The organism is Pseudomonas sp. LBUM1672, assembly GCF_059695655.1.
Genome location: NZ_CP166781.1, coordinates 2621230 through 2644975 on the forward strand (window position 1 = coordinate 2621230; position 23746 = coordinate 2644975).

Below are 23746 nucleotides of genomic sequence, written 5' to 3' on the forward strand. Positions count from 1 at the left end.
CTACATTTCCCGTTTTTCAGGATAAGGAAGCGTCATGCGAATGTTGATTGGGGGATTAGCGATGACGATGCTGGCGGGTTGTTCATTGCCGGCATCCCTGGTTCCAGGTGAGCCTAACGTCAGCAAGTACAGTAATAAACCGCCCAAAGAGTACGCCGCGTGTCTTTTGCCATTATGGCAACAGGAAGTCTCCAGAACGACTCAGACTGCGATTTCCAATGGTTACCGGATCAACGCGCCCAGCATCATCACGGCTGACGAGATTCTGGACATCGTGAAATACAAGGACGGCAGTCGCGTATCGCTGTATCAGGGGCCGCCGTGGGCCAAATCGGACGCGATGCGTAAAGCGGTTCGCAGCTGCTTGTAACACTCGCTTCTTCTGAGCTTCATAGATAAGCGCCGTACGTCGGAATCGAGGAACGGTCATTCATTCAGAAACTTCCAAGTGAAAAACTGGCCTTGGAGTTGGGTGATGAATGACGATCAAAAGAAACAAGCCCTGGCGGCCTGGTACAAACTTCTGAACGAGCCGGAAATTCGCATGGATGTTGAAGAGCAGTACGACGAGTTGCTCAAGGCCGCCGACGAGATGGAACGTATCGGGCTGATCAACAGCACGGAATGGCGCAAGTTAGTGAAGGAAGCGGGTACCGCATTTGCAAAAGCGATAGAGGGTGTGGACGGCGGCACGTAGGTGGGCCGCACACTGGCGTTTAAGGTAACTCCTCCCAATTGACCTGTATCAAGCCATGTTCCTGTGCATGGCTGCGCACAGCATCGAAATTTTGTTGGTCGTGATTGTCCCCGTACGAAAGCCCGATTCCCGAATGCAGGCAGGCGTAGTACCAAGCGTCTGCCTCAGTCATGTGGGAGTCGGGTTGTACAAAAATATTCCGAGTCTTGTTGAAGCCATACGTGATTTGAAAATATCGAGGGCGGGTCATCCGAATCTCCAGGTGCTGCCACTACGACATTGATGGCGTAGTGCCAGTTCCTTCTATTTTCGGACTTTTGTCTGCTTCAACAAAACGCCAGGTTTTTCCGTCATTCATTTATGCACGCGCTCATGGCGTGTTCTCGCGGGGGCGCTCAGCCAGCATGCATTGAAGGCATTCAGTGTTGAGCTGCAAGCATTCCTTGTCGGCCTCTATCCGTGTCAGGTAGGTGGTGGGAAGTCTTCGTTTTTCTTCATTGTCGTAGAGGTTGAACCCGATGGGGGCGGTTTTGCAGTAGAAGCGCGTTCCGTTGCGCGTTGATCCCGTTTCCGTGGGTATTGCAGGAACAACAACGAATCTTGGAATCATCCTCGCGTACTCCTTCCGAATTCACCTTAACGTGTAGCGGCTACTGGCCACCACCGCAAGGGAGCGCTTGAAGTATCCGATGAACAGAGCAGATCTGTTGAACTGTACGGACAGAAGCCATCAGGAAGTCGGGCGGCGGCGCTCGACGCCAGAAGGGTTTCCGGTGTCTATCAGCCTTCGCTCTGCCAGGACATTATCAAGAGCCTGGCGGGCATTGCGGTCCAGCTCATTCTCTCTCTCTTTGAGTGCAAGCAAGATTGGGTTGGACCAGGCGCGATAGGTTTTCTCGGCTTTGTAAATGGACGTCATCTATCCTCCTTGATCACGCGCCCGCTGGGGAAGCAGGGCCTCTCGATTCGGTAGAAACCCTAGTCGAGGAAACGGCTTTGCGCCAGTGAGGCGCACTGCAATGGTGCGCCTGGGGGGAGCGTTGATTGCTCTATCGAGGAGCGCCATTGCGCTTTGATCAGAGATTTAGACGGTGTAAATCAGATACACAGCAACGATCAGGGATGAGCCGGGTAATCACGTTCCGGGGTGACGAGCAAACCATCCAGCTCAACGTGCATGGCCGCCTGCAAAGTAACAACGCCGACATCTTGCGCGAAGCGGCAATCGCGGACGGCGGGGTGACCCTGCTGGCCGACTGGCTGGTGCGCGACGACGTCGCCGCAGGCCGGCTGACCCGTTTGCTGGAACATTACGAAGTCAATCCCGGCAGTGCGAGCAGTTGCATCAATGCGCTGTATTTGCCCAATCACCGGGGTTCCAGCCGCATCAATGTGTTCATCGATTTTCTGGAGGAGATCCTCACGCCGCTCACTCCGTGCACCGTCAACCCTTGAGCTCGCGCGGATCGCTGATCAGCATCACGTTGTCCTGAATAGCGGCCAGGGTGTATTCGAGCAATGACGTGCCCCGTCCCAGTGTCGCGGCCTTGTCCTGCTCCAGTGCCTGTTGCAGAACGACAAGGTAATTTTGCGTCTTCGAGGCCGAGGCAGGGATCACATTGTCCTCTTCCAAATGCCCCTTTACGTATTTGGAAATGCGCGTGGACTGGCTTGCCGAATGGCTGACGGATGCTTCAACCAACTCACCTTCGACATAACCGATGCGGCTGGTGCTGCTGGCCTGATCGTTGATCTGGTAGTACCGGTAGTTTTGCGATTCCGAGTCAGTGGTCAGTTCCAGCTTTTGCCCGGCATACAGTGGCTTATGGTACTGGGCTGTCAGATGTGATTGCTGGTTCTGGACAAGGGTGCGGTTGAGCCGATTCAGACCTTTGGATTGCGTGGCTTGGGATAAGTCGTAGCTAAACGAATCGAGCTCGCCAGGCCGTGCGGGATTGCCATTTACAGTCTTCTCGGTGACCGTCGCGCTGAAATCGGCGAGGCCGGAGAGCAAGCTGCGGTCGGTGTCTGTCAGATGGTTCGAGCCAGGGGGCTGCTGCACGGTTGCGGCGAGGCTTTCCGAGTAATTTGTGTGTACGGTCTTGAACGCACTCTCGAACATCGATAGCAGGCGTGAGTCGCCATCGCCTCGATCGCGCGCCGCTTCTATTTGACGCAGGTAGCTCTCGAGCGCCTTGGCCTTCTGAGTGCTGTTGCCGAGAATCGCAGCATTTTTCAAGTCCGCGGCGATGTTGAGATCGCCCGCCGCGCCACTCATGCGCACGCGGCGCTGGCTTGCATCGGCATGCAGATCAAGGGTCTGCGTGCTGTCATCGCTGAGCTTGAACCGTGTGACCAGGTCGACCGAAGAAAACACCTTGGAATCGAACTGCATCAGCGCCTCCAGCTTGAGTTGCGGCGGCACCGCAGTCAGTCCTTGAATGGCCGACTCAAAGCCATCCGCCATTGCGCCCAGCGCAGCCAGTTCTTCTTTGCTCAGATCACCACCCTCGACCTGCGCCTGCACCGCCAGCGCATTGTCCTGGCTGGACAGGGTCAATTGGACAGTCTTGCCACTCGCTGTTTTCAGCGTGAGGCTAATGGAATTGTCCGCGACGCCACTGTGAAGTTTGGCTTGGGCAGCCGCCAGCTCACCGACCTCAAGCGGCCTTCCAGTCGATGAGCGAATCACTGACTGGGAAATGTTTTTGTTGGTTTCAGCCAATTGCAAAAGCAGTGAAGCGCCCAGGTTCTGGAACCGGCCGGCAGTCGACGAATTCCCGAAATTGCCCCTCATGTGCATGGACGCTTTGTCGTGCTGCAGGTATTCCCAGGAAAGCGGTGCATCAAGCTCCGCTATCACACCCCGAGAGGTATACGTCTGTGCATCAATGGCTTTGTTGTCTTGCAGCAAAGTGACTATCGACGAGGGCGAAGACACGGTGGCTGTCGATTCGGCGGGATGGCCGACGAGCACGGAGGTCGCTACTTTTGCGACCGTCAGTGGCTGTGTGGCGGAGATAGAAGAGATTACGGTCACGGCTGCTCCATGCTGATGAGGTCCTGGGTAATTTGTCGGCGGTGGATGCGACAACTTGAGGTTTGGGTGCGGGAGGTAAAACCTGCGAATTGAAACTTTGAACACCTTCCATCGCGACCGGCCTAATCCACTATATGAATCAGGAGGGCATGATCATGTCCGAAGCCGCCAGTTATTTTGCAATTGCCGTAGCAGTGATTATCTTGCTCGTCGACCTGTGGGCAATTGTCAGTGTGTTCCGCAGTGACAAGCCTGTGGGCATCAAAGCCGCCTGGGCCATCGGGTTGATCGTTTTCCCGGTGCTCGGATTGGTTGTCTGGGGGATTGCCGGACCGCGCGGGATCAAGGAAGGGCCTACATCACCTGAACACAGCAAGGGGTGAGCCGATTCAGACGGAGCAAAAAAATCGCCTGATCGCCGGGCCTTTTTCGCCGTTCGTCCAATGCCTGGCACTTGCTCTGCGCTCTCTGCTCTCAATTACAAGCACGGACATCCCGCGCATCAGAACGGAGAACCCGCATGGACATTGATGAAAATGCACCTGGAAACATTTCTCAGGCAGGCGTAACGAGGGGCACGGATAACGAAGCAGGTCACGATCCCAAGGGGAAGGACCCTGAGGTTGCGCTGCCGCCGGACGACGAAGCGCCTGTCGATGAAGAGTTGGCGGATGTAGACGCCGACAACTCGGTGTCGAGCGAGCATCCCAGGCCGTAAAGATTTCCAACGCCATGGCAAGACGTCCCGCTGACCGCGATGACATTGGCGACCGAGCCGAAAGGGGGCAAGTGTGTCCTGCGCACTTGTCGACCACGTTGATTCTGGTTTTTATCTAAGGTATCGCATAGACCTTGAAGAGCTTTCTGGTCGTCTCGCTGACGCCACCGAGGTACTTGTCGAATCCCTGCTCAATCTCGCCCGACCTGTACATTTCACTGAGCGCAGTATCAACCAGCAAACGAAAATTCTCATCGTTTCGGTCCACTGCCATTGCGGTGGGTGAGTACTCAAAAACGCGTTCGAGCAGCACCAGGTTGGTTGCCGACTTATCTGTGGCGAGGAGGTTCTGGAGCATCATGCGTTCGGCGAAGAACGCGTCGGCTTTGCCTTCGGAGACCAGCGTGAGGCCTGCGGCGGTGTTTTCGACGGTGACCAGAGTGGCCACCACGCCCAGTAGTCGCATCTGCTGACGAATCCATGTTTCGGTGACACCGCCAGCCGTGGCGGCATAGGTTTGGTTGGACAGCCCATGGTTGACCGTCGCTCGCCAGGTTGGCCCGGTCCGAGCCACCTTGCCATTCAGCACATTGAGCAACGCCTCTGATGCATCTTGGCGCACCACGGCCGAGAGGCCGGCCGTGTAGATCGGTACCGAGTAGCTCACTACCTTGCGCCGCTCCAGTGTGGGGGGCGTCGGTGTACAAAGAATATCGACCTTCCCCGAGCTGACGGCGCTCATCTCGTCGGTGACCGTGACGGGCAGGTAACGTATTTGCAAGCCGGGCAAACCCAACTCAGTCTTCACCTTGTCGGCGATTTTCAGGCAGAGATCGATGGCATAACCGCTGGCTTTATCGGCTGCCTGGACACTGAAAGGTGCAAAGTCCGGCAGGTAACCGAGGGTGAAGGTATTGCTCGCCCGCACGCGTTCAAGGGTATTGGCATTGGCCAGTACGGACACCAGCATGAGCAAGCAGACGAGCAGCAGGTTGTTGGTGTTGGTCAGTTTCACGTTCATATCCTGATTCCCCTAATTCAGATGTCTGTGCAGTTCTGAAATCAACGGTCAAGGGGTGTCGGCCCGGGTCTGCGCGGCGGGAGCTGCCTCGACACTACGTTTGGCGAGGAAACCATAAAGCAGGTAGCCGAATACCAGGACGAGGGTGCCGCCGAACACGGCGTCTCTGCCGCAGGCATACAGGGCGTACAAGGAATAGGCCACGGCGACCAATAACAATAGGGTGTTGCGGGTGTACACGCCGAAACTGACCTTGGCTTTGTACATCATGATCAGCAGGCCGGTGGCCGCCGTCACGTAGGGGATGAGGTTGGTCACTGCCGCCAGGCTGACAAGTTTTGCGAATTGGGCGCTGGCATTGGGCGAAATGGTCGATAGTGCCAGCAACGTCTGCAAGACACCGCAGACCAGCATTCCGACTATAGGGGCATTCCGTGCGCTGACCTTGGCGAACAGTTTCAGGAACATACCCTGGTCAGCCGTCATCTTGGCGGTTTGCGCCAAGGTGAACTGCCAGCCCAGCAGCGAACCGACACAGGCCATCACCGCCAGCGCCATGATGATGTTGCCCACCGTGGGGTTGAACATGTGTGCATAGACGAGCGCGAAAGGGGCCGATGAGTTGGCCAGTTCGGCATTGGGGATGATGCCTTGAATAACGGTTGTCGACAGCACATAAACCACTGCCGCACCCAGCGTGCCAAACAGGCACGCCAGCGGTACCGTGCGTTTGGGATCTTCCACTGCATCGGAGGCCTGTGCTGCCGATTCCATGCCGAGGAAGGCCCACAGGGTCAGGGGAATCGCCTTGCTGATGGCTTCAGAGATGGGCAGGTTGTTCGGGTTCCAGGCGGCAGCCAGCACATCGGGCTTGAACCAGAACCAGCCGATGATGCTCAAGCCGGCCACCGGGATGATCACACCCCACACGGTAATCGCACCGATCTTGCCCGTGATGTCGGGGCCGCCAAAGTTGGCCACGGTGGTCAACCAGAGCAAGCCGACCGTTCCGATGAACAGCGGAATGGCGCCGCTCCCCAGCCACGGCACGAACGATGTCATATACCCCACTGCGGAGATGGCGACCGCCACGTTGGCGATGGCCAGCGAAAGGAAGTACAGATACGAGCAAAGGAAGAACCCTGATTTGGCGTGCGCCTCTTCGGTATAGGCGGATAACCCGCCTGGACGCGGACAGTAGATGCCACACTGGGAAAAGCAATACGCGATGGCCATGGAACCGACGGCAGTGACGATCCACGACAACAATGAAACAGCGCCGAGCTGAGCCATGCTTGTCGGTAACATGATGATGCCCGAGCCCATCATGTTAACTGTCACCAGTGTGGTGAGCCCCATGAGGCTCATTTTCTTGCTTGAGTCGGCCATCGAAAACTCCTTGATCTGCTCAACGCATTGAGCCTGAATCCGGCGTTTGATTACGTGTTGTCGGGCAAGGGGCCGTCCAGAGAAAACACGGCGCCGGCACCATCGGTATAGTCGGTTTGATCGAGAGCGGAAATCTTTGTGAAATTGCGAAAGCAAATTTCATATTTAGTTGGCGACCGCTTGCTTGAAGGCGCAGAGATAAGCAGGTTGAGTTCGTCAGTTGTTGAGTCATCTGATTTGAATCAATCAATCGACAAATCCTTTGCTCCTCGCATTTGAAGTCCACACAAAAATCAGACTTCAACGGGTCTCGAACATCTCGCGAATCAAGTTAGGCGTGCTGCCGGTCCAGCGCTTGAAGGAGCGCCGAAAGTTCGCCGCATCGTTGAATCTCAGGTAGTCCGCGACTTCTTCGTTACTGAATCCCTTGATCTGATAGAGGTAAAGCGCCACATGCTTGCGCACCAAATCCACCTGTTGTTGAAATCCTGTGTCGTGTTTTTGCAGTTTGCGCTTGAGCGTGGCGGGGCTCATGGCGAAGGCCAGGGCGGCCTGTTCGAGGTTGGGGGCTTGGCGAACATGGGTTTGAAGGTAGCGATAAACACAGTCGATGAAGCTTGAGGCAAATCCCAATTGTTCGATTTGTCGGTGGGCTTCCTGGCGGGCAACCTGGCCTGCTGTGGCCGAGGCGTCGGGCCAGGACTGAGTGAGATATTCCCGGGGGATGCGCATTTGGTCCAGCGGGCGCTTGAACTGTGTGTGCTCACCCAGATGCACCCAGTATTGCTCGACATAACGGGGTTCGGCATGGCTGAAGCTGCATTCCCACGGCAGGCGCTGGCCACTCTGTGACCGGCTCATGGCCACGATCGAGGTCATGCTTGCCTCCAGCACAAAACGCCACTGTTCACCCGCTCCGCAGCTGTCCAGCCAGTAGAAATAGGCGTGTTTTTCATCCAGCACCAGTCGCGGGGTGGCCAGCGGGCTGAGCAGCGCCTGTAGCTGCACCAGCGTGTCGAGGGCCTGGTGCAGGTTTTGGGCGTGGCGCAGGGCGTGGCTGGCGGGACCGTAATGCCCCGGTAGCAGGCGCTGGCCGAACAAAAAGCTGCTGTCGTCGGCATCCAGCAAGCGCCGGCAGTTGCCGATCAAACCGAGAAACTGCTGCGGGCTGAGGCGAGTCTGGCCGACCAGGATGTCGTCATGAAACAGTCCGGTGCCGCGTAACAGACGATGGCTGTCGATTCCCCGGGACAGCGCCAGATCGATCAGGGTTGCTGGCTGGTAATGCCCGGGAATGAAACGGCTGTCGGTTTCGTACCAAGTGGTTTTCAGGGTCATGGCCTGGTCTCAGGCCGTTCTGGCCAGAGGCTGCTTGGCCCGGGCCAGCGCCAGGTTAAGGCGCTTGAGCAGGGCGTCGGGTGACTCGTTCAGTGCCATCACCACCGCCGAGCTCGCCGACAGTTGCAAGCGTTCGCCGTGCTGCCGGGTTTTGTGCGCCAGGCCCTGAACCGCTTGCTGCAGTTCCAGCGCCAGCAACCGTGCCTGGCTCTCGCCGGTGTTGGGCAGTAGCACCACGAAACGGTCGCCGGCCAGTCGGCAGAGCAAGTCCTGTCGGCGCAGGTTGAGCAGCAGCACATGACTGAGTGCTTGCAGCACGGCGTCGCCTTCGGCATGCCCGAAGGCCTGATTGATGGCCGAGAAGTTGTCCAGGTCCAGCGCCAACAATGACAGCGGCTGTTGTTGACCATGACTTTCCTCAAGACTGCCGGTCAGTTGCCGCTTGAGGTAATCGGCGCCGCCCAATGGCGTGAGTTTGTCGAACAACCGATGCTCGCGGAACAGCCGCTCGCGTTTCTCCATCTGTGCGCTGATTGCCAGTTGTTCGCGGTGCCAGTGATAGATGCCGAGGGTCAGCAATATCATGCCCACCGGCATCGGCCCGGACTCGAGCCAGTGATCCCAGGTGATGCTGTCGGGCAGGCGGATGAACTCGTCGAGGCTGTCGATCCACCAGGAGAAAAAGATGCAACTCAAACCCAGCACCAGGTAATGGGTGACGCGCCCGGCCGGCCGACTCTTGAGCACCAGTCCCAGCCAGACCAGCGCGAGCAGCGCCGAACCGCCTTCACCGACGATGTCCAGCCAGACCCATTCGCTGACCGGTTTGACCTCGCCGCAGGCCAGATGCACAAGCAACCCCAGGTTGGCGGCCAACAGCAGCAGGGCGAGTTTCCAACGGTGAGGTTTGAGCACTGAGAACATGGCCGCGATCCTTTGGCGAAGAAGCAATTCGCGCCAGCACAGCAGATGTTTGTGACAGTCGGGTGACTGGGGTGTGAGGTCGAATCAGCTCATGGTCCTGTGGGATTTTCTGGCGAGTGAGGACCAGCAAGCAGTAATGCGATCTGTAGCAGCTGTCGAGCTTGCGAGGCTGCGTTCGGCTGCGAAGCAGTCGTCAAACCAGAGATTGCGGTGTGGCAGGCAGACCGCATCAACCTGATTCACGACTGCTGCGCAGCCGAACGCAGCCTCGCAAGCTCGATAGCTGCTACAAGAGTGCGTCGCGGCAGAAATGGCATAACTGACTGGACAGCAAAGTCATTTCAGCTCACTTCCCTCCCCGAAACCCGGCAAAACCCCGGTTTACCGCACCTCCCGCCAACCCCTGTCACAGAACCGTCATCCCCCGTGCCTAGCGTGCCCTCCCAGTTGCCGGGCCACTTGCCTGGCGTTATCGGACTCTTGGGGGAGGACCACCATGTATAAGCGCAGCAGCACCGCTGGAGTCGTCGGCTTCACGCTCACCGCCCTGGCTATGGCAATCGCCAGTGAACGCCTGAGCGCCGCCGAAGCCGTGGCGAACACCGAACACGTCGAAGTGGTGGGCCAGGCGGCGAGCATTGATCAGGCGCTCAAGGAGCAGCGCAGTTCCGACAGCATCAAGAGCGTGGTGCATGCCGACGGCGTGGCGCAGTTGCCGGACGAAAACGTCGCCGAAGCGGTGCAGCGTCTGCCGGGAGTCAGCGTCGAGCGCGACCAGGGCGAAGGGCGGTTTGTCAGCGTGCGCGGCCTCGGTCCGGATCTGAACAGCGTGACCATCAACGGCACACTGGTGCCATCGCCGGAAAGCGAACGGCGGGCCGTGGCCCTCGATGTGCTGCCCTCGGAATTGGTGCAGTCATTGTCGGTGATCAAAACCCTGACACCGGACATGGACGCCAACTCTCTGGGCGGCACCGTGGATGTTAAAAGCCTCTCGGCCTTCGATCACAAAGGGCTGTTCTACACCGGCAGCAGCGAAGCCAGTTACGACAAAAACACTCACCAGACCAGCCCGAAATTTTCCGGTGCCGTCAGTGATCGCTTCAGCCTTGGCGACGGCATCGACAACTTCGGCGTCGCTGCGGCGCTGAGCTGGCAGAAGCGCGACTTCGGCTCGGACAACGTCGAAACCGGCGGCGCCTGGGACTTCGAGCAAGGCGCCAAATTGCAGGAGTTCGAGCAACGCGATTACGACATCAGCCGTGAACGCTCCGGTGGCGGCCTGAACTTCGATTACAAACCCGACGACCTCAGCAGCTATTACCTGCGCACCCTGTACAGCCGCTACAAGGACAGCGAGACGCGCAATTCCACCAGCCTGGAATTCGCCGACCCACTGGCGGCGGGGGAGTTGGGCGATGCCGAAGGCGCCCGAAAACTCAAACAACGGGAAGAGACCCAGGAAATCCAGTCTTACGTATTGGGCGGCGAGCGTATGTTCGGCCTCTGGACCCTCAGCGGCCAGGCCGGCTACAGCCGCTCCAGCGAAGACAGCCCGGGCCACATCGCCAACGCCGCGTTCAATGGCACCGACGACTTCGCCGACAGCGGTTTCTACGACACCAAAAAACCGCGACCCCTGATCGGTCAGGGCTTCTACAACCCGGACAACTTCAGCCTCGACAAGGTCGATTGGGAAAAACAGAAAACCACCGACACCGAGAAAAACCTGCGACTGGACCTGGCCCGCGACTACGACCTCAGCGGCTATGCGTCCCAGGTCAAATTCGGCGGCAAGGTCAGCCGCCGCAACAAAGACAACAACCTCGATGCCTGGGTCTATGAAGATTTCGACGATCTGGGTTTCAGCGATGAACAGCTCAACCTCAGCCGATTCCAGAAAGGCACCGTGGACTATCGCCTCGGCCAGTTCGGCCCGGGCATCAGCGGCAGCGGCATCAAGCAGTTGATCGGTGGCCTGAATCAAGCGGACTTCTATGACGAGACCGAATCGCGGGTCAACGACTTCAAGATCAGCGAAGACATCGACGCCGGCTACCTGATGAACACCATCGATATCGATGACTGGCGTTTCATTGCGGGCATGCGCTACGAAGGCACCGAGTTCGAAGCCAAGGGCACGGGCGCCACCGATGGCGAGTTCCAGTCCACCGAAACCAAACGCCGTTATCACCACTGGCTGCCGGGCCTGCATGCGCGCTATCAACTGGACAAGAACACTCAGGTGCGCGCGGCCTGGACCAAGTCCGTGGTGCGCCCGACGTTCGGCCAACTTGCGCCGGGTTTTGTCATCGACGATGACGAGGCGACCTTCGGCAACCCGGAGCTCAAGCCGCTGGAATCCAGCAACCTCGACCTGGGCATCGAGCACTACATGGGCCATGCTGGCACAGTCTCGGCGTTCGTGTTCTACAAAGACATCAAGAACTTCGTCTACAACACTGACCTGGCGGGCACCGGCGCCTGGGCCGATTTCTCCGAGGCTCATACGTTTGCCAATGGCGACAGCGCCAAGCTCTATGGCCTGGAACTGGCCTACTCGCAAAAATTCGACTGGCTGCCGGCGCCCTGGAATGGTCTGCTGCTGGGCGCCAACACCACCTTCAGCCGCTCCGATGCCGAGATCGAAGGCTTCGACGCCGCCAGCGGTATCGACCGCAAGCGCAGCATCGATTTGCCCAACCAGTCGGACACTGTCGGCAACCTGATGCTCGGTTGGGAAGATGACAAGTTGAGCCTGCGCCTGTCGGCCAACTACAAGTCCGATTACCTCTTTGAGCTGGCCTCGATCAACGACAAAGCTCACGACCTGCACGTCGATGCCCAGACCTTCGTCGATTTCAGTGCGCGGTATTCGCTGACCAAAAACCTGCAAGTCAGCTTCGAGGCGCAGAACCTCACCGACGAGCCGTATTTCGTCTACACCGGTAACCGCTCCTATAACGGCCAATACGAAGAATACGGCCCGACCTACAAGCTCGGCCTGACCTTTACCCACTTCTAAGCCCCGGGGCGGCAGCCCGGTGCTGCCGCCGTGATGGATGCACGACAAGGACTTTGCCTGTTCATGAGTATTTCGTGGTTACCCAAACACGGTCTGCTGACCACCCTGATCAGCTTGACCATCGGCCAGGCCATGGCGGCCGCGCCGAACCTGAGCCTCACACCCTGGGCGCCGAACCTGGCAGTCGACGCGGTAGCGTTTTTGCCCGCTGAGATTGGCCCTGAACGCCTGGCCGCCAGCGAACGCGTCGGCTTGCTGCTGCTCGACGCGCAAGGCAAAGAGTTGGCGCGCCTGAAAGGTTCGTTCAGTAGCCTGGACAGCCGCGCCGCCGGTCAACACGTCTTGGTGGCCAGCCTCGACAACGCTCGCCAACAAGCGTTGCTGGTCAGCCTCGATCCGGCCAAGCGCAGTTGGGGGCAACCGGTGTATCTGCCAACGCGGGATTACCCGGTGAACGGTTTGTGCCTGTACCGCGACGAAGCCAGCAATCTGTTCCTGTTTCTGGTGGGCGAGGAGGGCAAGGGTGAGCAATGGCTGGTGGGCAACGGCGCCACTTTGAACCCGCAACCGCAACGGGTGCGCGGTCTGCCACTGCCGCCGTCGGCACAGTTCTGTCAGGTCGACGACGCGGCCAATCAACTGGTGGTCAATGAAGAGAACGCCGGTTGGTGGGCCTACCCGGCGCATGCCGAGGCTGATGTAACGCGCACACCTGTGGCGATGCGCGAACCGTTCGGCGAGATCAAACAGTTCGCGGGTGCGATGGCCGTGGTGCCGGGTGGCATCGTCGGACTCGATCCGAAAGCCGCGCAACTGCATCTCTATCAGCAGCAGGGCGAACGCTGGACGGCTCAGGCCACCTTGGCGTTGCCAGGCTTGAACGAGCCGGAAAACCTCGCCCTGCGCCCGACGGCCAAAGGCTTGCAAGTACTGTTGCGCGACGATGAAAACGGCCTTCTGTATCAGGGCGAACTCAACTGGCAAGCCACGCCGGTGCCCTTGGCGCCGGTGCTGCCGAACGTAAAAGCAGTCAGCCAAAGCGACCCGGTTGGGCGCCAGGGTGATGCCGCGGATGATCCGGCGATCTGGATTCATCCGCAGCAAGCCGCCCTGAGTCGGGTGCTGGGCACCAATAAAAAGCAGGGGCTGATGGCGTACGACCTGCAAGGCAAACTGCTACAGGAGTTGCCGGTAGGCCGCCTGAACAACGTCGACATACGGCCGAATTTCAAGCTCGGTCAGCAGACCGTCGACCTCGCGGTGGCGAGCAATCGCGATCGAAACAGCCTCAGCCTGTTCAGCATCGACCGCACCAACGGTGAGTTGCGCGAAGCCGGTGAGATCCCCACGCCGCTCAAGGACATCTACGGCATCTGCCTGTTTCAACCGGCCAGCGGCGAACTTTACGCGATCGCCAACGGCAAGGATGGCACCTTCCTGCAATACCGCCTGAGCGCGCCGAACGGCAGCGTACAGGGCGAGCTGGTGCGCCAGTTCAAGGTCGACAGCCAACCTGAAGGCTGCGTCGCCGACGACCAGCGCCAGCGCCTGTTTCTCGGTGAAGAGGACGTCGGCGTCTGGGCGGTGGACGCCCGCGCCGATCAGCCGGCGACACTCAGCAGCGTGATCAAAGTCGGCGCGCAGTTGCAGGCGGATGTGGAAGGGCTGGCGCTTTATCAAAGCGCGGCGCAGGACTATCTGGTGATCTCAAGCCAAGGCAACGACAGCTATGTGGTGCTCGATGCCGAACCGCCGTTTGCGTCTCGCGGTGCATTGCGCGTAGGGCTGAACGCCGAGCTTGGTATCGACGGTGCGTCGGAAACCGACGGCCTGGAAGTCACCTCGGTGAACCTTGGCGGGCGTTGGAGCCAAGGCCTGCTGGTGGTGCAGGACGGCCGTAAACGCATGCCCGAGCAAACCCAGAACTTCAAATTCGTGCCCTGGGCCGAAGTCACCCGGGCCCTGAAGTTGCCTTGACCCGGTCTGTCATCAACGCGTCATCACATTTTCATCGAATAGCTCAACGGCCGTCGCGCATCGGCGGCCCGAGAGCATCAGACAAGGAGTTTCACCATGCAGGCCACACTCGAACACATGACGATCTGGGGGCTGATCAGCGACGCCAGCCTGTTGGTCAAGGCGGTCATGCTCACCCTGTTGCTGGCCTCGTTACTCAGTTGGTACCTGATCATGCAGCGCAGCCTCGTGCTGCAACAGCGCGAACGGCAGATGAATGCGTTTGTGAAGCGCTTTCGCAGCAGCTCGGATCTGCTGCCGCTGTACCGGGACACTACTGACAGCGAGAACGGCGTCGAGCCGATATTTCACGCCGGGCTTCACGAGTTCAATCATCTTCATCAGCACACGGGCAATGCCGCCGACGTGGTGCTCGAAGGTGTGGAACGCGCGCTGTACGTCGCCATCAGCGAGCAGGAAGTGCAGCTGGAGAAAGGCTTGCAGTTTCTCGCGACCGTCGGTTCGGTCAGCCCTTACATCGGTTTGTTTGGCACGGTTTGGGGAATCATGAATTCGTTTCTCGGCTTGTCTCAGGTACACCAAGCGACGCTGTCGACCGTGGCCCCGGGCATCGCCGAAGCGCTGATCGCCACGGCCATCGGCCTTTTTGCGGCGATTCCGGCGGTGATTGCCTACAACCGCTTTTCCTCGCGCAGCCAGACCTTGCTCACCCGTTACTACGCCTTCGGCAATGAGCTTCAAGTGCGCCTGCATCGCACGTTGCATGGCAAGCCGTTGAACCTGGCCGCCGCAGCCTGAGAGGAGAATGAAGATGCTGGTCAGACCGCAACGCAAGCACGGGCCCAAGGCCGAAATGAACGTGGTGCCCTACATCGATGTGATGCTGGTGCTGCTGGTGATTTTCATGGTCACCGCACCGATGCTGACCCAGGGCGTGAAGATCGAATTGCCCAAGGTCGCCAGTGAAGCGTTGGCCACCGATACCCGCCAGCAAATCCTTACCCTGTCGGTGAAGGCCGAGGGCAGCTACTACTGGAACCTCGGCGGAGAACTGGATACGCAGCACCAGACCGACAGTGCGGTGGGGCTCGATGAGATGCGGGCCAAGGTCGCGCAAATCGTTGCCGAGCGTCATGACACTCAGGTTTACATTCGCGCCGACAAGGACGCCGGTTACGGCAGCGTGGTCGCGGCCATGGCGGCACTGCAACAGGGCGGGGTCAGCAACCTCGGGCTGGTGACCGAGGCTGCGCAATGACGGCGATGATCATGCACGACTCCACCATGACGTTGCCGCGCAGTGCTCCCGGCGGGTTCTGGCAGAACAGTCTGGCGGCGGGCCTGGCCGTGGCGCTGCACGTCATCGTTCTGGCGTTGTTGGTACACGGCTGGTCGCTGGAGAAAACACCAGTCAGTCAGCCGGCAGTTTTGAAAACCCAATGGGTGATGTTGCCGCCGGAACCTCAGGTGCAGGCTCCCGAACGGGCACCCGCAATCGAGCAGCCAGCACCTCCTGAGCCCGTTGCAGCCGCACCCATCGAGCCGATCAAACCTGCTGTCGATCCACAACTCCAGGCTCAAAAACGCGAACAGGCAGCGTTGGCGCGAAAGCGGGTCGAAGATAAAAAACTCGAGCAGCAAGCCGAGCAGCAACGCGAGCGACTGGAGACGCAACGACGTGACCGGGAGAACCAGCAGCGGCAACTCGCCCAGCAGCAAGAACAACGTGCCGAGCAGGCCAGACTGGCTGCCGAACGCTCGCGCCGACCAGCCGCACAGAACGCTGCCGACATTCGTCAGTATTTACCTCTGAGCAAGGAAGCACCGGACTATCCGCAGCGGGCTCTGGACAAGAACATAGAGGGTGATTGCTCGGTGGAATACACCGTCAACCCACAAGGCAAAGTCGAGAATCCCAGGGTGCTTGATGGTTGCCATCCGCTGTTCATTCGACCATCGCTGGCAGCCGCTAACACCTTCCGTTACCAACCGCGAGTCGTCGACGGCCAAGCTGTTGCGGTGCCGGCTGTGCGCAATACGTTCCATTACCGGATCAAGTAAGTGGTAACCCTGTCATGTGACAGGCAAATCATTCACCTTGCTCGGGTCTGCTCGATGGTTTCGACAAATGCCTTGACCAGCGGGCTGCGTTCGCGTTTGCGCGTCAATATTAGCAAGGGTGCGGTGGCCCCGGGTTCAGCCAGGGGCCGATAGGTCACGCCGCGCTTGACCAGGGTCTGGGTGCATTGGGGCACCACGGCGACGCCACGGCCTGCGGCGACCAGGGCGATGATGGAGGTGATCTGCTTGCCCTTCGGCGCGGGCAGGGGGATCAGCGCCTGGCGCCGATAGAGCGCCTCGATGATCTCGTTCAACCCGGAACCGTAGTCGGTCGGGAAGGCGATCAACGGGTAGGCGCTCAAATCGGCGAGTGTCACCTGTTCTTTCCGGGTGAGCGGGCTGTCACTGGCAATGGCCGCGATCAGCGGCTCGTTGTCCAGGCAGATGGCTTGAATCTCGGCATCGTCGGCGGGCGGCTGCATACGGCTCATGCCGATATCCAGACGTCCCTCGATGAGCTGCGACCATTGAGTGCTGGACGCGCCTTCTTCCACCGTCAGTTGCACATCCGGGTACGCCGAGCAGAAGGTCTGAATGGTCTGGCTGAAAATGTCCGACAGCGCAATCGAACTTGCGTAGCCCACCGCGAGATGACCCGCGGAACCCGCCGCCAGCTTGCTGGTAATGCTCGCCGTCAGATCGACTTGCTCCAGCACCGCCCGGGCGTAGGGCAGAAAGTGCCGGCCCTCGGAGGTGAGCCTGACATTGCGGGTGCTGCGATCGAACAGGCGAAAACCCAGATCCGCCTCCAGTGCCGAAATCTGCCGCGTCAGGGGCGGCTGGGCAATGTGCAGGCGTGCCGCGGCACGGCCAAAGTGCAGCTCGTCGCTGACGAGCAGGAAGTAGCGCAGGCGGCGGAGGTCAATCATCGTCATCCTTGAGGTATCAATCGGTCAGAAATAGGTATTGGATCCTTTCGACGGTCTATCTTATAAAATTGTAAAAATACATTACAGATAATCCAGGGAATCGTCGCGTGAGTTGTCCTCGAGTTGCCTTGTTTCTGGCTGGGTGCGCCGCTTTTATCAACCTTTATGCCACACAAGGGCTGCTCAACGAGTTGGCTGCGGCGTTTCACATTTCCGCCAGGCAAGCGAGCTGGAGCATCACCGTCACCACCCTGGCCGTGGCAATCACCGCTCCCTTTGTCGGCCGGTTGACGGCGCGGGGCGAGCAGCACCGGGTCATCGCCGTGGCCGCGATATTGCTGGCACTGCCTGCGGTGATGGCGGCCTGCTCGGGCAGTTTCAGCGAGCTGCTGCTCTGGCGAGCGGTGCAAGGCATGCTGATTCCGGTGGTGTTTGCCACCAGCGTCGCCTACATCGGCGTGCGCTGGAGCGGCGAGTCAGTGACGGAGATGACCAGCCTCTATGTCGCTGGCACGGTTCTGGGCGGCTTTAGCGGGCGCTTTTTGTCCGGCCTGGTGACCGAGTTCGATGATTGGCGCCTGGCGTTGGCAGTGCTGGCCGGTCTGAATCTGATCATCGGTCTGGGGATTTTCCTGCTGTTGCCGCGCAATCTTCGGTCACCCGTACAAACGCCTGCCGATCGCAAGGCGATGCGCAGCGAATTGCTAAGCAGGCCGTTGCTGGCCACCTACGCCGTGGGTTTCTGCGTGCTGTTCGCCCAAGTCGCAATGTTTACCTATGTCGGCTTACACCTGAGTCGGGCGCCGTTTGCGCTGGGCACCGCTGCGCTTGGTTCGATTTATGCGGTGTTCCTGCTGGCACTGGTGGTGGTGCCGATCGCCGGGCGCATGAGCAAGGCCCGCCCTCGCAGTGAATGGGTGAGGGTGGCGGCATGGCTGGGCGTCAGCGGCTCGGTGCTGACCCTGTGGCCATCGTTGTGGCTGATCGTTGCCGGTCTGGCGCTCAGTTGCACCGGCGTGTTTCTCGCCCAGTCCGCGGCCAATGCCTTTATCACCGCTCATGCTCGGCAAAACAAGGCCGGCGCCGTGGGCGTGTATCTGACCTGCTACTACCTGGGCGGCAGCTTCGGCGCGTTTGTGCCTGGCGTGCTGTGGGAGCAATGGGGCTGGCCTGGCTGTATCGCGTTGATCGCGGTTTTCCAGTTGCTGCCGCTGCTGATCGTGCGCAGTGGCTGGAAGTATTCCCCATTGCCATCAATGCCGCTCCCGCGCCCGTGAATGTGCCTGAAATCATCATCCAACAAGGAAAAAAGAGATGACCGTGAGTAACCTGCTGACGCTGCAAAGCCAGTTGTTGAACGTGATAGAACCGGTGCTGGAGCTGATGCCGGCCGGGGTTTTGAAGCAAGCGTTGGTGGATGCGTTTCGCAGCCAGGAATCGGAATTGCTGGACATCGAAAGTACGTTTCAGACGCTCACCTCACGCCGCCATGCGGCGCCGCAGTTGCGCAAGTTCTTTGGCAGTTGGTCGAAAACCAACAACTCGGCGGCCAGTGTGTCCGGCCTGGCCAACCGCATCACGCTGCTGGCGCGTTCCGAGCAGTGGGGCGAAGCGGCGCAACGGCTCTACCGAATCTGCGGCAACCTGCAACGGATCACCGACGAGGACCTCGGCGCACTGAGCAACACGCTGCATTCCGAACTTTTTTACAACATGGCAACGCGGATCTGCGGTGACGATCAGTGGCTGCTGACAGGCAATTGCCTGCCATCGGCGCAGGCCTTCAAGGACTGGACGGACGCGCAACGCCTGCGTGACCGCGACCTGTTGCAGGGGCTGTTGGTCACCCTGGTTCACGAGGTCTACACCCACGGTGAAGTGGAGTTCATTCATCCGCTGTTCAAGCAATGGTTCGAACGTGACATGGGCGTGCCGCCCGCGAAGGTACGGGCCACCGTTGCCTGGGTCACCGTGCACACCGGCGGCACCGAAAGCAATCACTTCGCCCACGCGGTGGCAGCGGTCGAGGAGTTCGTCGATGTCATGGGCATCGTGGTGGTCAAGTCCGCCGCCCAGGAAATCTTCGGCCAATACCTGCAGCGCAAGGCTGCGGTGATGCGTGAGTGCGGCCAATACCTGGGCTGACAGACCACGATCTGACCAGCGCTTGGGAAAGTATCAATAACGACGGCATCGGTATTGGCCTGTCCTTCAGGTTTTTATCAAGATACTGAGGCTCCGGATCCGGCGTGGATGTGATGTGCCTGAAGTTGGAGATTTACAAACTATGGAAGATTGCAAGGAAAGCCGCATGCAGCTCATTGTTTTTTGCCCGCCGAAAATTCTTCTCCAGCACTCTGCCGCGAGCTGGTCTGCCGCGCTTGGCCAGGGGGGCATGCTGTTGAGCTGCGCCTCCCGATCTCAAGAGATTGCGGCGCATCTGGGCCATACCGTCCACTTTCAGCTCTTCGACAACTTTAACGACAGCGCGCTGGTCGAGATCGATGTCTATGAGCTTGCACGGGAGCTCCATGCGCCGCTGTGTGTGGCGCTGGCCGAGATCGATGTGCTGCGGGTGGCGCGCATCAATGATCGGCTCGGGATTACGGTGGGTGCCGAGGATCGCGCCTCGTTTTACCGGGACAAGTTCCTGATGAAACAACGCGCCAGGGACTGCGGGTTTGCCATCGCCGAAATGGCATTGATCAGCAATGCCACGCAAGCGGTTCGCTTCAGCGAGCGCTTCGGTTTCCCGGTGGTCATCAAGCCTTGCGATGGCCGCGGTTCGAACGGCGTCGAGGTACTCGACAACACGCAGCAGCTGCGCGAATGGCTGGCCGGGCGCACTTCAAGCACGTTCCACAACCTGATGATCGAAAGCTATGTCCGTGGCCGCCATTACATCGTCAATGGCCTGTACATCGATGGCCGTCCGATCCTGGTTTCACCGGTTCGGGTCATGACCTCGGCGCTGGATTTCCTCGGCGGCAAATCACATGACCTGCACATGCTCGACGCCGACAACCCGATGCGCGACAGGTTGGTTCGCTATGCGCGTTCGCTGGTTGAAGAGGTGCTGCCATCCGATCCGACCATGCTGTTTCATCTCGAACTTTTCGTGGATGGAAATGACGAGATCGTCCTCTGCGAAATCGCCTCGCGGTTGGGTGGGGTGTTCTTCAATCAGGAGCTGACCCACGCCTGGGGCATTGATCCGCGGATGAGCTTCCTGCGCGCGCTGCATGATCCGTTCTATCGTCCTGAGCCAATGGCCGCGCCGCTGCGGATGGTCGGGCATATCAGCATCCCGCCACAGGTCGGTCTGTTGCGCGACGTCCCGCAAACCTGCCCGCTCGACGGTGTCCTGGAGTACCGGATTTCCGCCAGGAAGATGACTTCCTATGGCGGCATGGAATTCACCAACTCGGAAATCCTCAACGCCATCGTGGCAGGTCGGGATGAGGCCGAGTTGCGCGACAAGCTGCATCAGGTCGAGGCCTGGTTCCACGAGAGTTGCGACTGGTCGGACAGCGAAATCGCCGCCGCGATATAGACCCTGCCGTACTCTCATTCGACATTAATTGAGCTGACCTCCCTGGGCTGGACGGACTCGTCACGCCTGCAGAAAAGTGGATATCCAATGAAGACAGTGTTTGAAAGCCTTATCCCGATTCCCGTGGCGGCCCTGGGCGCATGGCTCGGTTACCTGACCGGGCTTCCACTGGGTGAGCTGATCGGCGCGATCTGCCTGGTCACGGCGCTCAGTAAAATGGGCGTGCGCATGCGCATGCCGTATCCGTTCGTGGCCACCGTGCAGTTGCTGCTCGGGGTCAGTGTCGGCTCCATCGTCACCGCCTCGATGATGCATGAGCTGACGGACTTCAGCATTCTGGTCGGTCTGCTCATCTGCATGACCACGCAGGTTTTCGTCGGCTACAACTGGCTACGGCGCATGGAGCGCTGGGGGCATATAGAAAGCCTGCTCGGGTCGATTCCCGGCGCAATGGCGGCGGTGATGACCGTCTCGGGAGAGGAGGGCCCGGCCTCCGGGCGCATCGCGTTCGTGCACATTGTCCGCTTGCTCGCGCTGTTGCTGGTGGTGACGATCATTGCCGGTGGGCACGCCGAAAGCGCGGCGCCGGTGCTGGGCTCGCTTGATAATTACCTTGGCGTGATTCCTCCGGCGATCGCGGCGGTGGTGGCCGGTTATCTGCTGGAGCGCTTCGATGTTCCCGCGCCTTACATGTTGACCGGGCTGGTTTGCAGCGCCGCGGTTAACGTCGGTTTTCCTCAAGTCCATCTGCATGTTCCCGATCCGCTGGCGATCGTTGCGCTGATCCTGCTCGGCGGCCTGATCGGCATTCGTCTCAAGGACATCACGCTCAAGGATTTCGTGCGCTACATCCGCGCCGGGCTGGTGGTCACCGCCCTGACGTTCTGCACGACACTGCTGGTCGCCTTCGCGTTCAGCAAGCTGACTGGCAAGCCGTTCCTTTCGCTGTTCATGTCGTGGGTTCCGGGCGGTGTCGAGGTGATGACCGCAGCGGCTTTGCTGCTCAAGCTCGATCCTGCCTTTGTGATGCTCAATCACGTGGTGCGGATGTCGATCATCCATATTTCGCCGGCGTTCCTGCCCAAACGGCTGCTGCAGGAAAAGCCCTCGGCCTGATCGTAATGGCTGCAAAAAACTTCGAATGATGACAAGGACTTGATCTCGATGAGTATTGCAGTTCACGACCCAACGCTGCGCGACGGAAATCATGCTGTCTCCCATACGCTGAGCCTGCAGGACATTGCCGCCTACTGCCGCGCGGTCGATGGCTGCGGCCTCAGCGTTGTAGAAGTCGGCCACGGAAATGGCCTGGGTGCGTCCTCCCTGCAACTCGGACTTGCGCGCTACAAAGACAGCGAGATGCTCGAAACGGCGCGAGCCAACCTGACGCATTCCAGGCTCGGCATCCACATGATTCCCGGGTTTGCCAGGCTGAGCGATGTTGATACCGCACTGCAGATCGGCGTCGACGTACTGCGCATCGCGTCCCATTGCACCGAGGCCAGCCTGACCGAGAGCTACATCGAGCATGCGCGGTCCAAGGGCGCGTACGTCCAGGGCGTGCTGATGATGACCCACATGGCCAGCCCCGAGACGCTGCTCGAAGAAGCGTTGAAGCAGCAGGGCTATGGCGCCAATGCCCTGGTTCTGATGGATTCGGCGGGGCACTTTGACCCGGACAGCACACGCGAAAAGATCGGCCTGCTGGTCAGGGAGCTTGCTATTCCCGTGGGCTTCCATGGCCACAACAATCTTGGCTTGGCGGTTGCCAACTCGCTGGCTGCCGCCCAGGCCGGGGCGACCATCATTGACGGCTGTATGCGCGGATTCGGCGCGGGTGCCGGCAACACCCAGCTGGAGGTGCTGTGCGCGGTGCTTGAACGCTACAAATTCGAGACCGGGGTGAAGGTTTTTGACCTTTGCCGCGCCGTCGAGAGCCTAGAGGATTCAGCACCGGTCAGGACTCCCACGGTGGTGAAGACTGCCAATCTGATCAGCGGCCTCTACGGTGTTTGCAGCGGGTTCGAGAAGCACGTCGCGCGCGCGGCGGCGGAATTTCACGTCGAGCCGCGAAAAATCTATGAAGAGCTTGCGCGATGCAACGCCGTGGCCGGCCAGGAAGACCTGATCATCTCGGTGGCCAGCCGCCTTTCTCAACCCGTCGTCGCCTGACTCTGGAGCTGAAAAAATGACTTTGAAAACCGCCATCATCGGCAGTGGCAATATCGGCTGCGACATCCTGTGCAAGGTGCTGGCCCATCCGAATCTGGATTGCACGCTGGTTGCCGGTCGCTCCTTGCACTCATCGGGCCTTGCGTTTGCCCGTGAGCGCGGGGTCGCCACCACCGCGGACGGCATCGACGGCCTGTTTGCCCGGATCAACGAATTTGATCTGGTGTTCGATGCCACCTCGGCAGCCGACCATGAAGCCCACGCACCGCGCCTGATCGAGGCCGGTAAAGCGATCATCAACCTGACCCCAGCCTCTCTGGGCGCGTTGTGCGTGCCGTCCCTCAACGGCGAGGAGCTGACCGAGGCGAGCAATATCAACATGATCACCTGTGGTGGCCAGGCTTCCATCCCGCTTGCGGCCGCGATCGCCCGGGCTAATCCGGGCGTGCGCTACATCGAAGTGGTGTCATCGATCAGCGCCGAAAGCGCCGGCCCGGCCACTCGGCGAAACCTGAGCAACTACATCACTACCACCGAGCATGCGTTGAGCCATTTCACCGGCTGCAAGGACGTCAAGGCGATCCTCAACATCAATCCGGCCAAGCCGAATGTCTTTATGCAGACCGCGGTTTCGGCGCTGATAGAGACGGTTGATCTGACCGCCACCCGCCGTGAAGTGGAACGTGCCGTGGCCCAGGTGCAGTCTGCCGTGCCGGGGTATCAGGTCATCGTCGATCTGCATTACAGCGAGGGACGCTTGTTCACCATGGTGCGCGTTGAAGGGGCAGGGGACTTTCTCGATCCAAGCGCCGGCAACCTCGACATCATCACGGCGACTGCCACTCACATGGCCGCGCTCATGGCCCGAGCCCGCGTGACCGAACGCGCAGCCTGACTCAGCG

Annotated in this window: 24 protein-coding genes and 1 pseudogene; 16 read left to right on the forward strand and 9 right to left on the reverse strand. The window is 59.6% G+C overall.

The annotated features are described in order from the left end of the window. The first annotated feature begins 34 nt into the window (after nt 1–34). Both ACA053_RS12095 and ACA053_RS12100 read left to right on the forward strand, forming a co-directional pair. Complete coding sequence (locus tag ACA053_RS12095; protein ID WP_109630030.1) at nt 35–370, forward strand: hypothetical protein; 336 nt, start codon at nt 35–37, stop codon at nt 368–370. Nucleotides 371–475: 105 nt separating this feature from the next. Then, nucleotides 476–697, forward strand: coding sequence for a hypothetical protein (locus ACA053_RS12100; RefSeq protein WP_497317443.1), 222 nt, complete (start codon nt 476–478; stop codon nt 695–697). 19 nt (nt 698–716) lie between these two features. On the opposite strand, the gene ACA053_RS12105 is transcribed toward ACA053_RS12100, so the two are convergent. The 3 genes from ACA053_RS12105 to ACA053_RS12115 form a co-directional block, all read right to left on the reverse strand. After that, the gene (locus tag ACA053_RS12105) at nt 717–947 is read right to left on the reverse strand and encodes a DUF6555 family protein (protein ID WP_497317445.1); all 231 of its coding nucleotides are present in this window, start codon (nt 945–947) and stop codon (nt 717–719) included. A 120-nt stretch (nt 948–1067) separates the two neighbouring features. Beyond that, nucleotides 1068–1307: a hypothetical protein gene (locus ACA053_RS12110; protein WP_109630037.1), complete on the reverse strand. Its 240-nt coding sequence runs from the start codon at nt 1305–1307 to the stop codon at nt 1068–1070. 120 nt (nt 1308–1427) lie between these two features. Continuing rightward, on the reverse strand, nt 1428–1616 hold the full coding sequence (locus tag ACA053_RS12115) for a hypothetical protein (protein WP_109630039.1): 189 nt from the start codon (nt 1614–1616) through the stop codon (nt 1428–1430). Nucleotides 1617–1834: 218 nt separating this feature from the next. Here ACA053_RS12115 and ACA053_RS12120 point away from each other — a divergent pair. Further along, nucleotides 1835–2152 (forward strand): annotated as a pseudogene (locus ACA053_RS12120) (LysR substrate-binding domain-containing protein); the annotation flags it as partial. Here the strand turns inward: ACA053_RS12120 and ACA053_RS12125 are convergent. Continuing rightward, nucleotides 2142–3737 (reverse strand): lactate dehydrogenase, encoded by a 1596-nt coding sequence (locus tag ACA053_RS12125; RefSeq protein WP_497395641.1) that lies wholly within the window; start codon nt 3735–3737, stop codon nt 2142–2144. The pseudogene ACA053_RS12120 and the gene ACA053_RS12125 overlap by 11 nt on opposite strands. Before the next feature lie 155 nt (nt 3738–3892). On the opposite strand from ACA053_RS12125, the gene ACA053_RS12130 reads away from it, so the two are divergent. Together ACA053_RS12130 and ACA053_RS12135 are read left to right on the forward strand one after the other, a co-directional pair. Beyond that, nucleotides 3893–4120: a PLD nuclease N-terminal domain-containing protein gene (locus tag ACA053_RS12130; protein WP_497317450.1), complete on the forward strand. Its 228-nt coding sequence runs from the start codon at nt 3893–3895 to the stop codon at nt 4118–4120. 137 nt (nt 4121–4257) lie between these two features. Continuing rightward, nucleotides 4258–4455: a hypothetical protein gene (locus ACA053_RS12135; RefSeq protein ID WP_497317452.1), complete on the forward strand. Its 198-nt coding sequence runs from the start codon at nt 4258–4260 to the stop codon at nt 4453–4455. 115 nt (nt 4456–4570) lie between these two features. Here ACA053_RS12135 and ACA053_RS12140 read toward each other — a convergent pair whose 3' ends face one another. The 4 genes from ACA053_RS12140 to ACA053_RS12155 form a co-directional block, all read right to left on the reverse strand. After that, nucleotides 4571–5476, reverse strand: a complete 906-nt coding sequence (locus ACA053_RS12140) for an amino acid ABC transporter substrate-binding protein (protein ID WP_497395643.1) — start codon at nt 5474–5476, stop codon at nt 4571–4573. Nucleotides 5477–5524: 48 nt separating this feature from the next. Further along, nucleotides 5525–6865 (reverse strand): putrescine-ornithine antiporter, encoded by a 1341-nt coding sequence (potE, locus tag ACA053_RS12145; protein ID WP_497395645.1) that lies wholly within the window; start codon nt 6863–6865, stop codon nt 5525–5527. A gap of 300 nt (nt 6866–7165) precedes the next feature. Then, nucleotides 7166–8203 carry an AraC family transcriptional regulator ligand-binding domain-containing protein gene (locus ACA053_RS12150; RefSeq protein WP_497317458.1) on the reverse strand — a complete coding sequence of 346 codons (1038 nt, stop codon included), beginning with the start codon at nt 8201–8203 and terminating at the stop codon, nt 7166–7168. Between the two features lie 9 nt (nt 8204–8212). Then, complete coding sequence (locus ACA053_RS12155) at nt 8213–9127, reverse strand: GGDEF domain-containing protein (protein ID WP_497395647.1); 915 nt, start codon at nt 9125–9127, stop codon at nt 8213–8215. Between the two features lie 496 nt (nt 9128–9623). Here ACA053_RS12155 and ACA053_RS12160 point away from each other — a divergent pair, with 496 nt between their 5' ends. The 5 genes from ACA053_RS12160 (at nt 9624) to ACA053_RS12180 (ending at nt 16190) form a co-directional block, all read left to right on the forward strand. After that, a complete protein-coding gene (locus tag ACA053_RS12160; RefSeq protein ID WP_497395649.1) occupies nt 9624–12152 on the forward strand; it encodes a TonB-dependent receptor in 2529 nt (842 codons plus the stop codon). A gap of 63 nt (nt 12153–12215) precedes the next feature. Then, entirely contained in the window at nt 12216–14129 is a 1914-nt protein-coding gene (locus ACA053_RS12165) for a phytase (protein WP_497395651.1), read from the forward strand. A 96-nt stretch (nt 14130–14225) separates the two neighbouring features. Further along, nucleotides 14226–14927 (forward strand): protein TolQ, encoded by a 702-nt coding sequence (gene tolQ / locus ACA053_RS12170; RefSeq protein ID WP_497395653.1) that lies wholly within the window; start codon nt 14226–14228, stop codon nt 14925–14927. 13 nt (nt 14928–14940) lie between these two features. Next, on the forward strand, nt 14941–15387 hold the full coding sequence (tolR, locus tag ACA053_RS12175) for a protein TolR (RefSeq protein WP_109630070.1): 447 nt from the start codon (nt 14941–14943) through the stop codon (nt 15385–15387). Continuing rightward, a complete protein-coding gene (locus ACA053_RS12180; RefSeq protein ID WP_497395655.1) occupies nt 15384–16190 on the forward strand; it encodes an energy transducer TonB in 807 nt (268 codons plus the stop codon). Before tolR ends, ACA053_RS12180 begins: the two co-directional genes overlap by 4 nt. A 32-nt stretch (nt 16191–16222) precedes the next feature. Here ACA053_RS12180 and ACA053_RS12185 read toward each other — a convergent pair whose 3' ends face one another. After that, nucleotides 16223–17119, reverse strand: coding sequence for a LysR family transcriptional regulator (locus ACA053_RS12185; protein WP_497395657.1), 897 nt, complete (start codon nt 17117–17119; stop codon nt 16223–16225). 107 nt (nt 17120–17226) lie between these two features. Here ACA053_RS12185 and ACA053_RS12190 point away from each other — a divergent pair, with 107 nt between their 5' ends. From ACA053_RS12190 to ACA053_RS12215, 6 genes are all read left to right on the forward strand, one after another. Further along, nucleotides 17227–18396, forward strand: a complete 1170-nt coding sequence (locus ACA053_RS12190; protein ID WP_497395659.1) for an MFS transporter — start codon at nt 17227–17229, stop codon at nt 18394–18396. A gap of 43 nt (nt 18397–18439) precedes the next feature. After that, on the forward strand, nt 18440–19264 hold the full coding sequence (locus ACA053_RS12195; protein WP_497396151.1) for a hypothetical protein: 825 nt from the start codon (nt 18440–18442) through the stop codon (nt 19262–19264). Nucleotides 19265–19430: 166 nt separating this feature from the next. Then, the gene (locus ACA053_RS12200) at nt 19431–20672 is read left to right on the forward strand and encodes an ATP-grasp domain-containing protein (RefSeq protein WP_497395661.1); all 1242 of its coding nucleotides are present in this window, start codon (nt 19431–19433) and stop codon (nt 20670–20672) included. An 87-nt stretch (nt 20673–20759) separates the two neighbouring features. Next, on the forward strand, nt 20760–21788 hold the full coding sequence (locus tag ACA053_RS12205) for an AbrB family transcriptional regulator (protein ID WP_497395663.1): 1029 nt from the start codon (nt 20760–20762) through the stop codon (nt 21786–21788). Nucleotides 21789–21836: 48 nt separating this feature from the next. Continuing rightward, the gene (gene dmpG / locus ACA053_RS12210) at nt 21837–22844 is read left to right on the forward strand and encodes a 4-hydroxy-2-oxovalerate aldolase (RefSeq protein WP_497395665.1); all 1008 of its coding nucleotides are present in this window, start codon (nt 21837–21839) and stop codon (nt 22842–22844) included. Between the two features lie 16 nt (nt 22845–22860). Beyond that, a complete protein-coding gene (locus ACA053_RS12215) occupies nt 22861–23739 on the forward strand; it encodes an acetaldehyde dehydrogenase (acetylating) (RefSeq protein WP_497317477.1) in 879 nt (292 codons plus the stop codon). Nucleotides 23740–23746 lie beyond the last annotated feature (7 nt).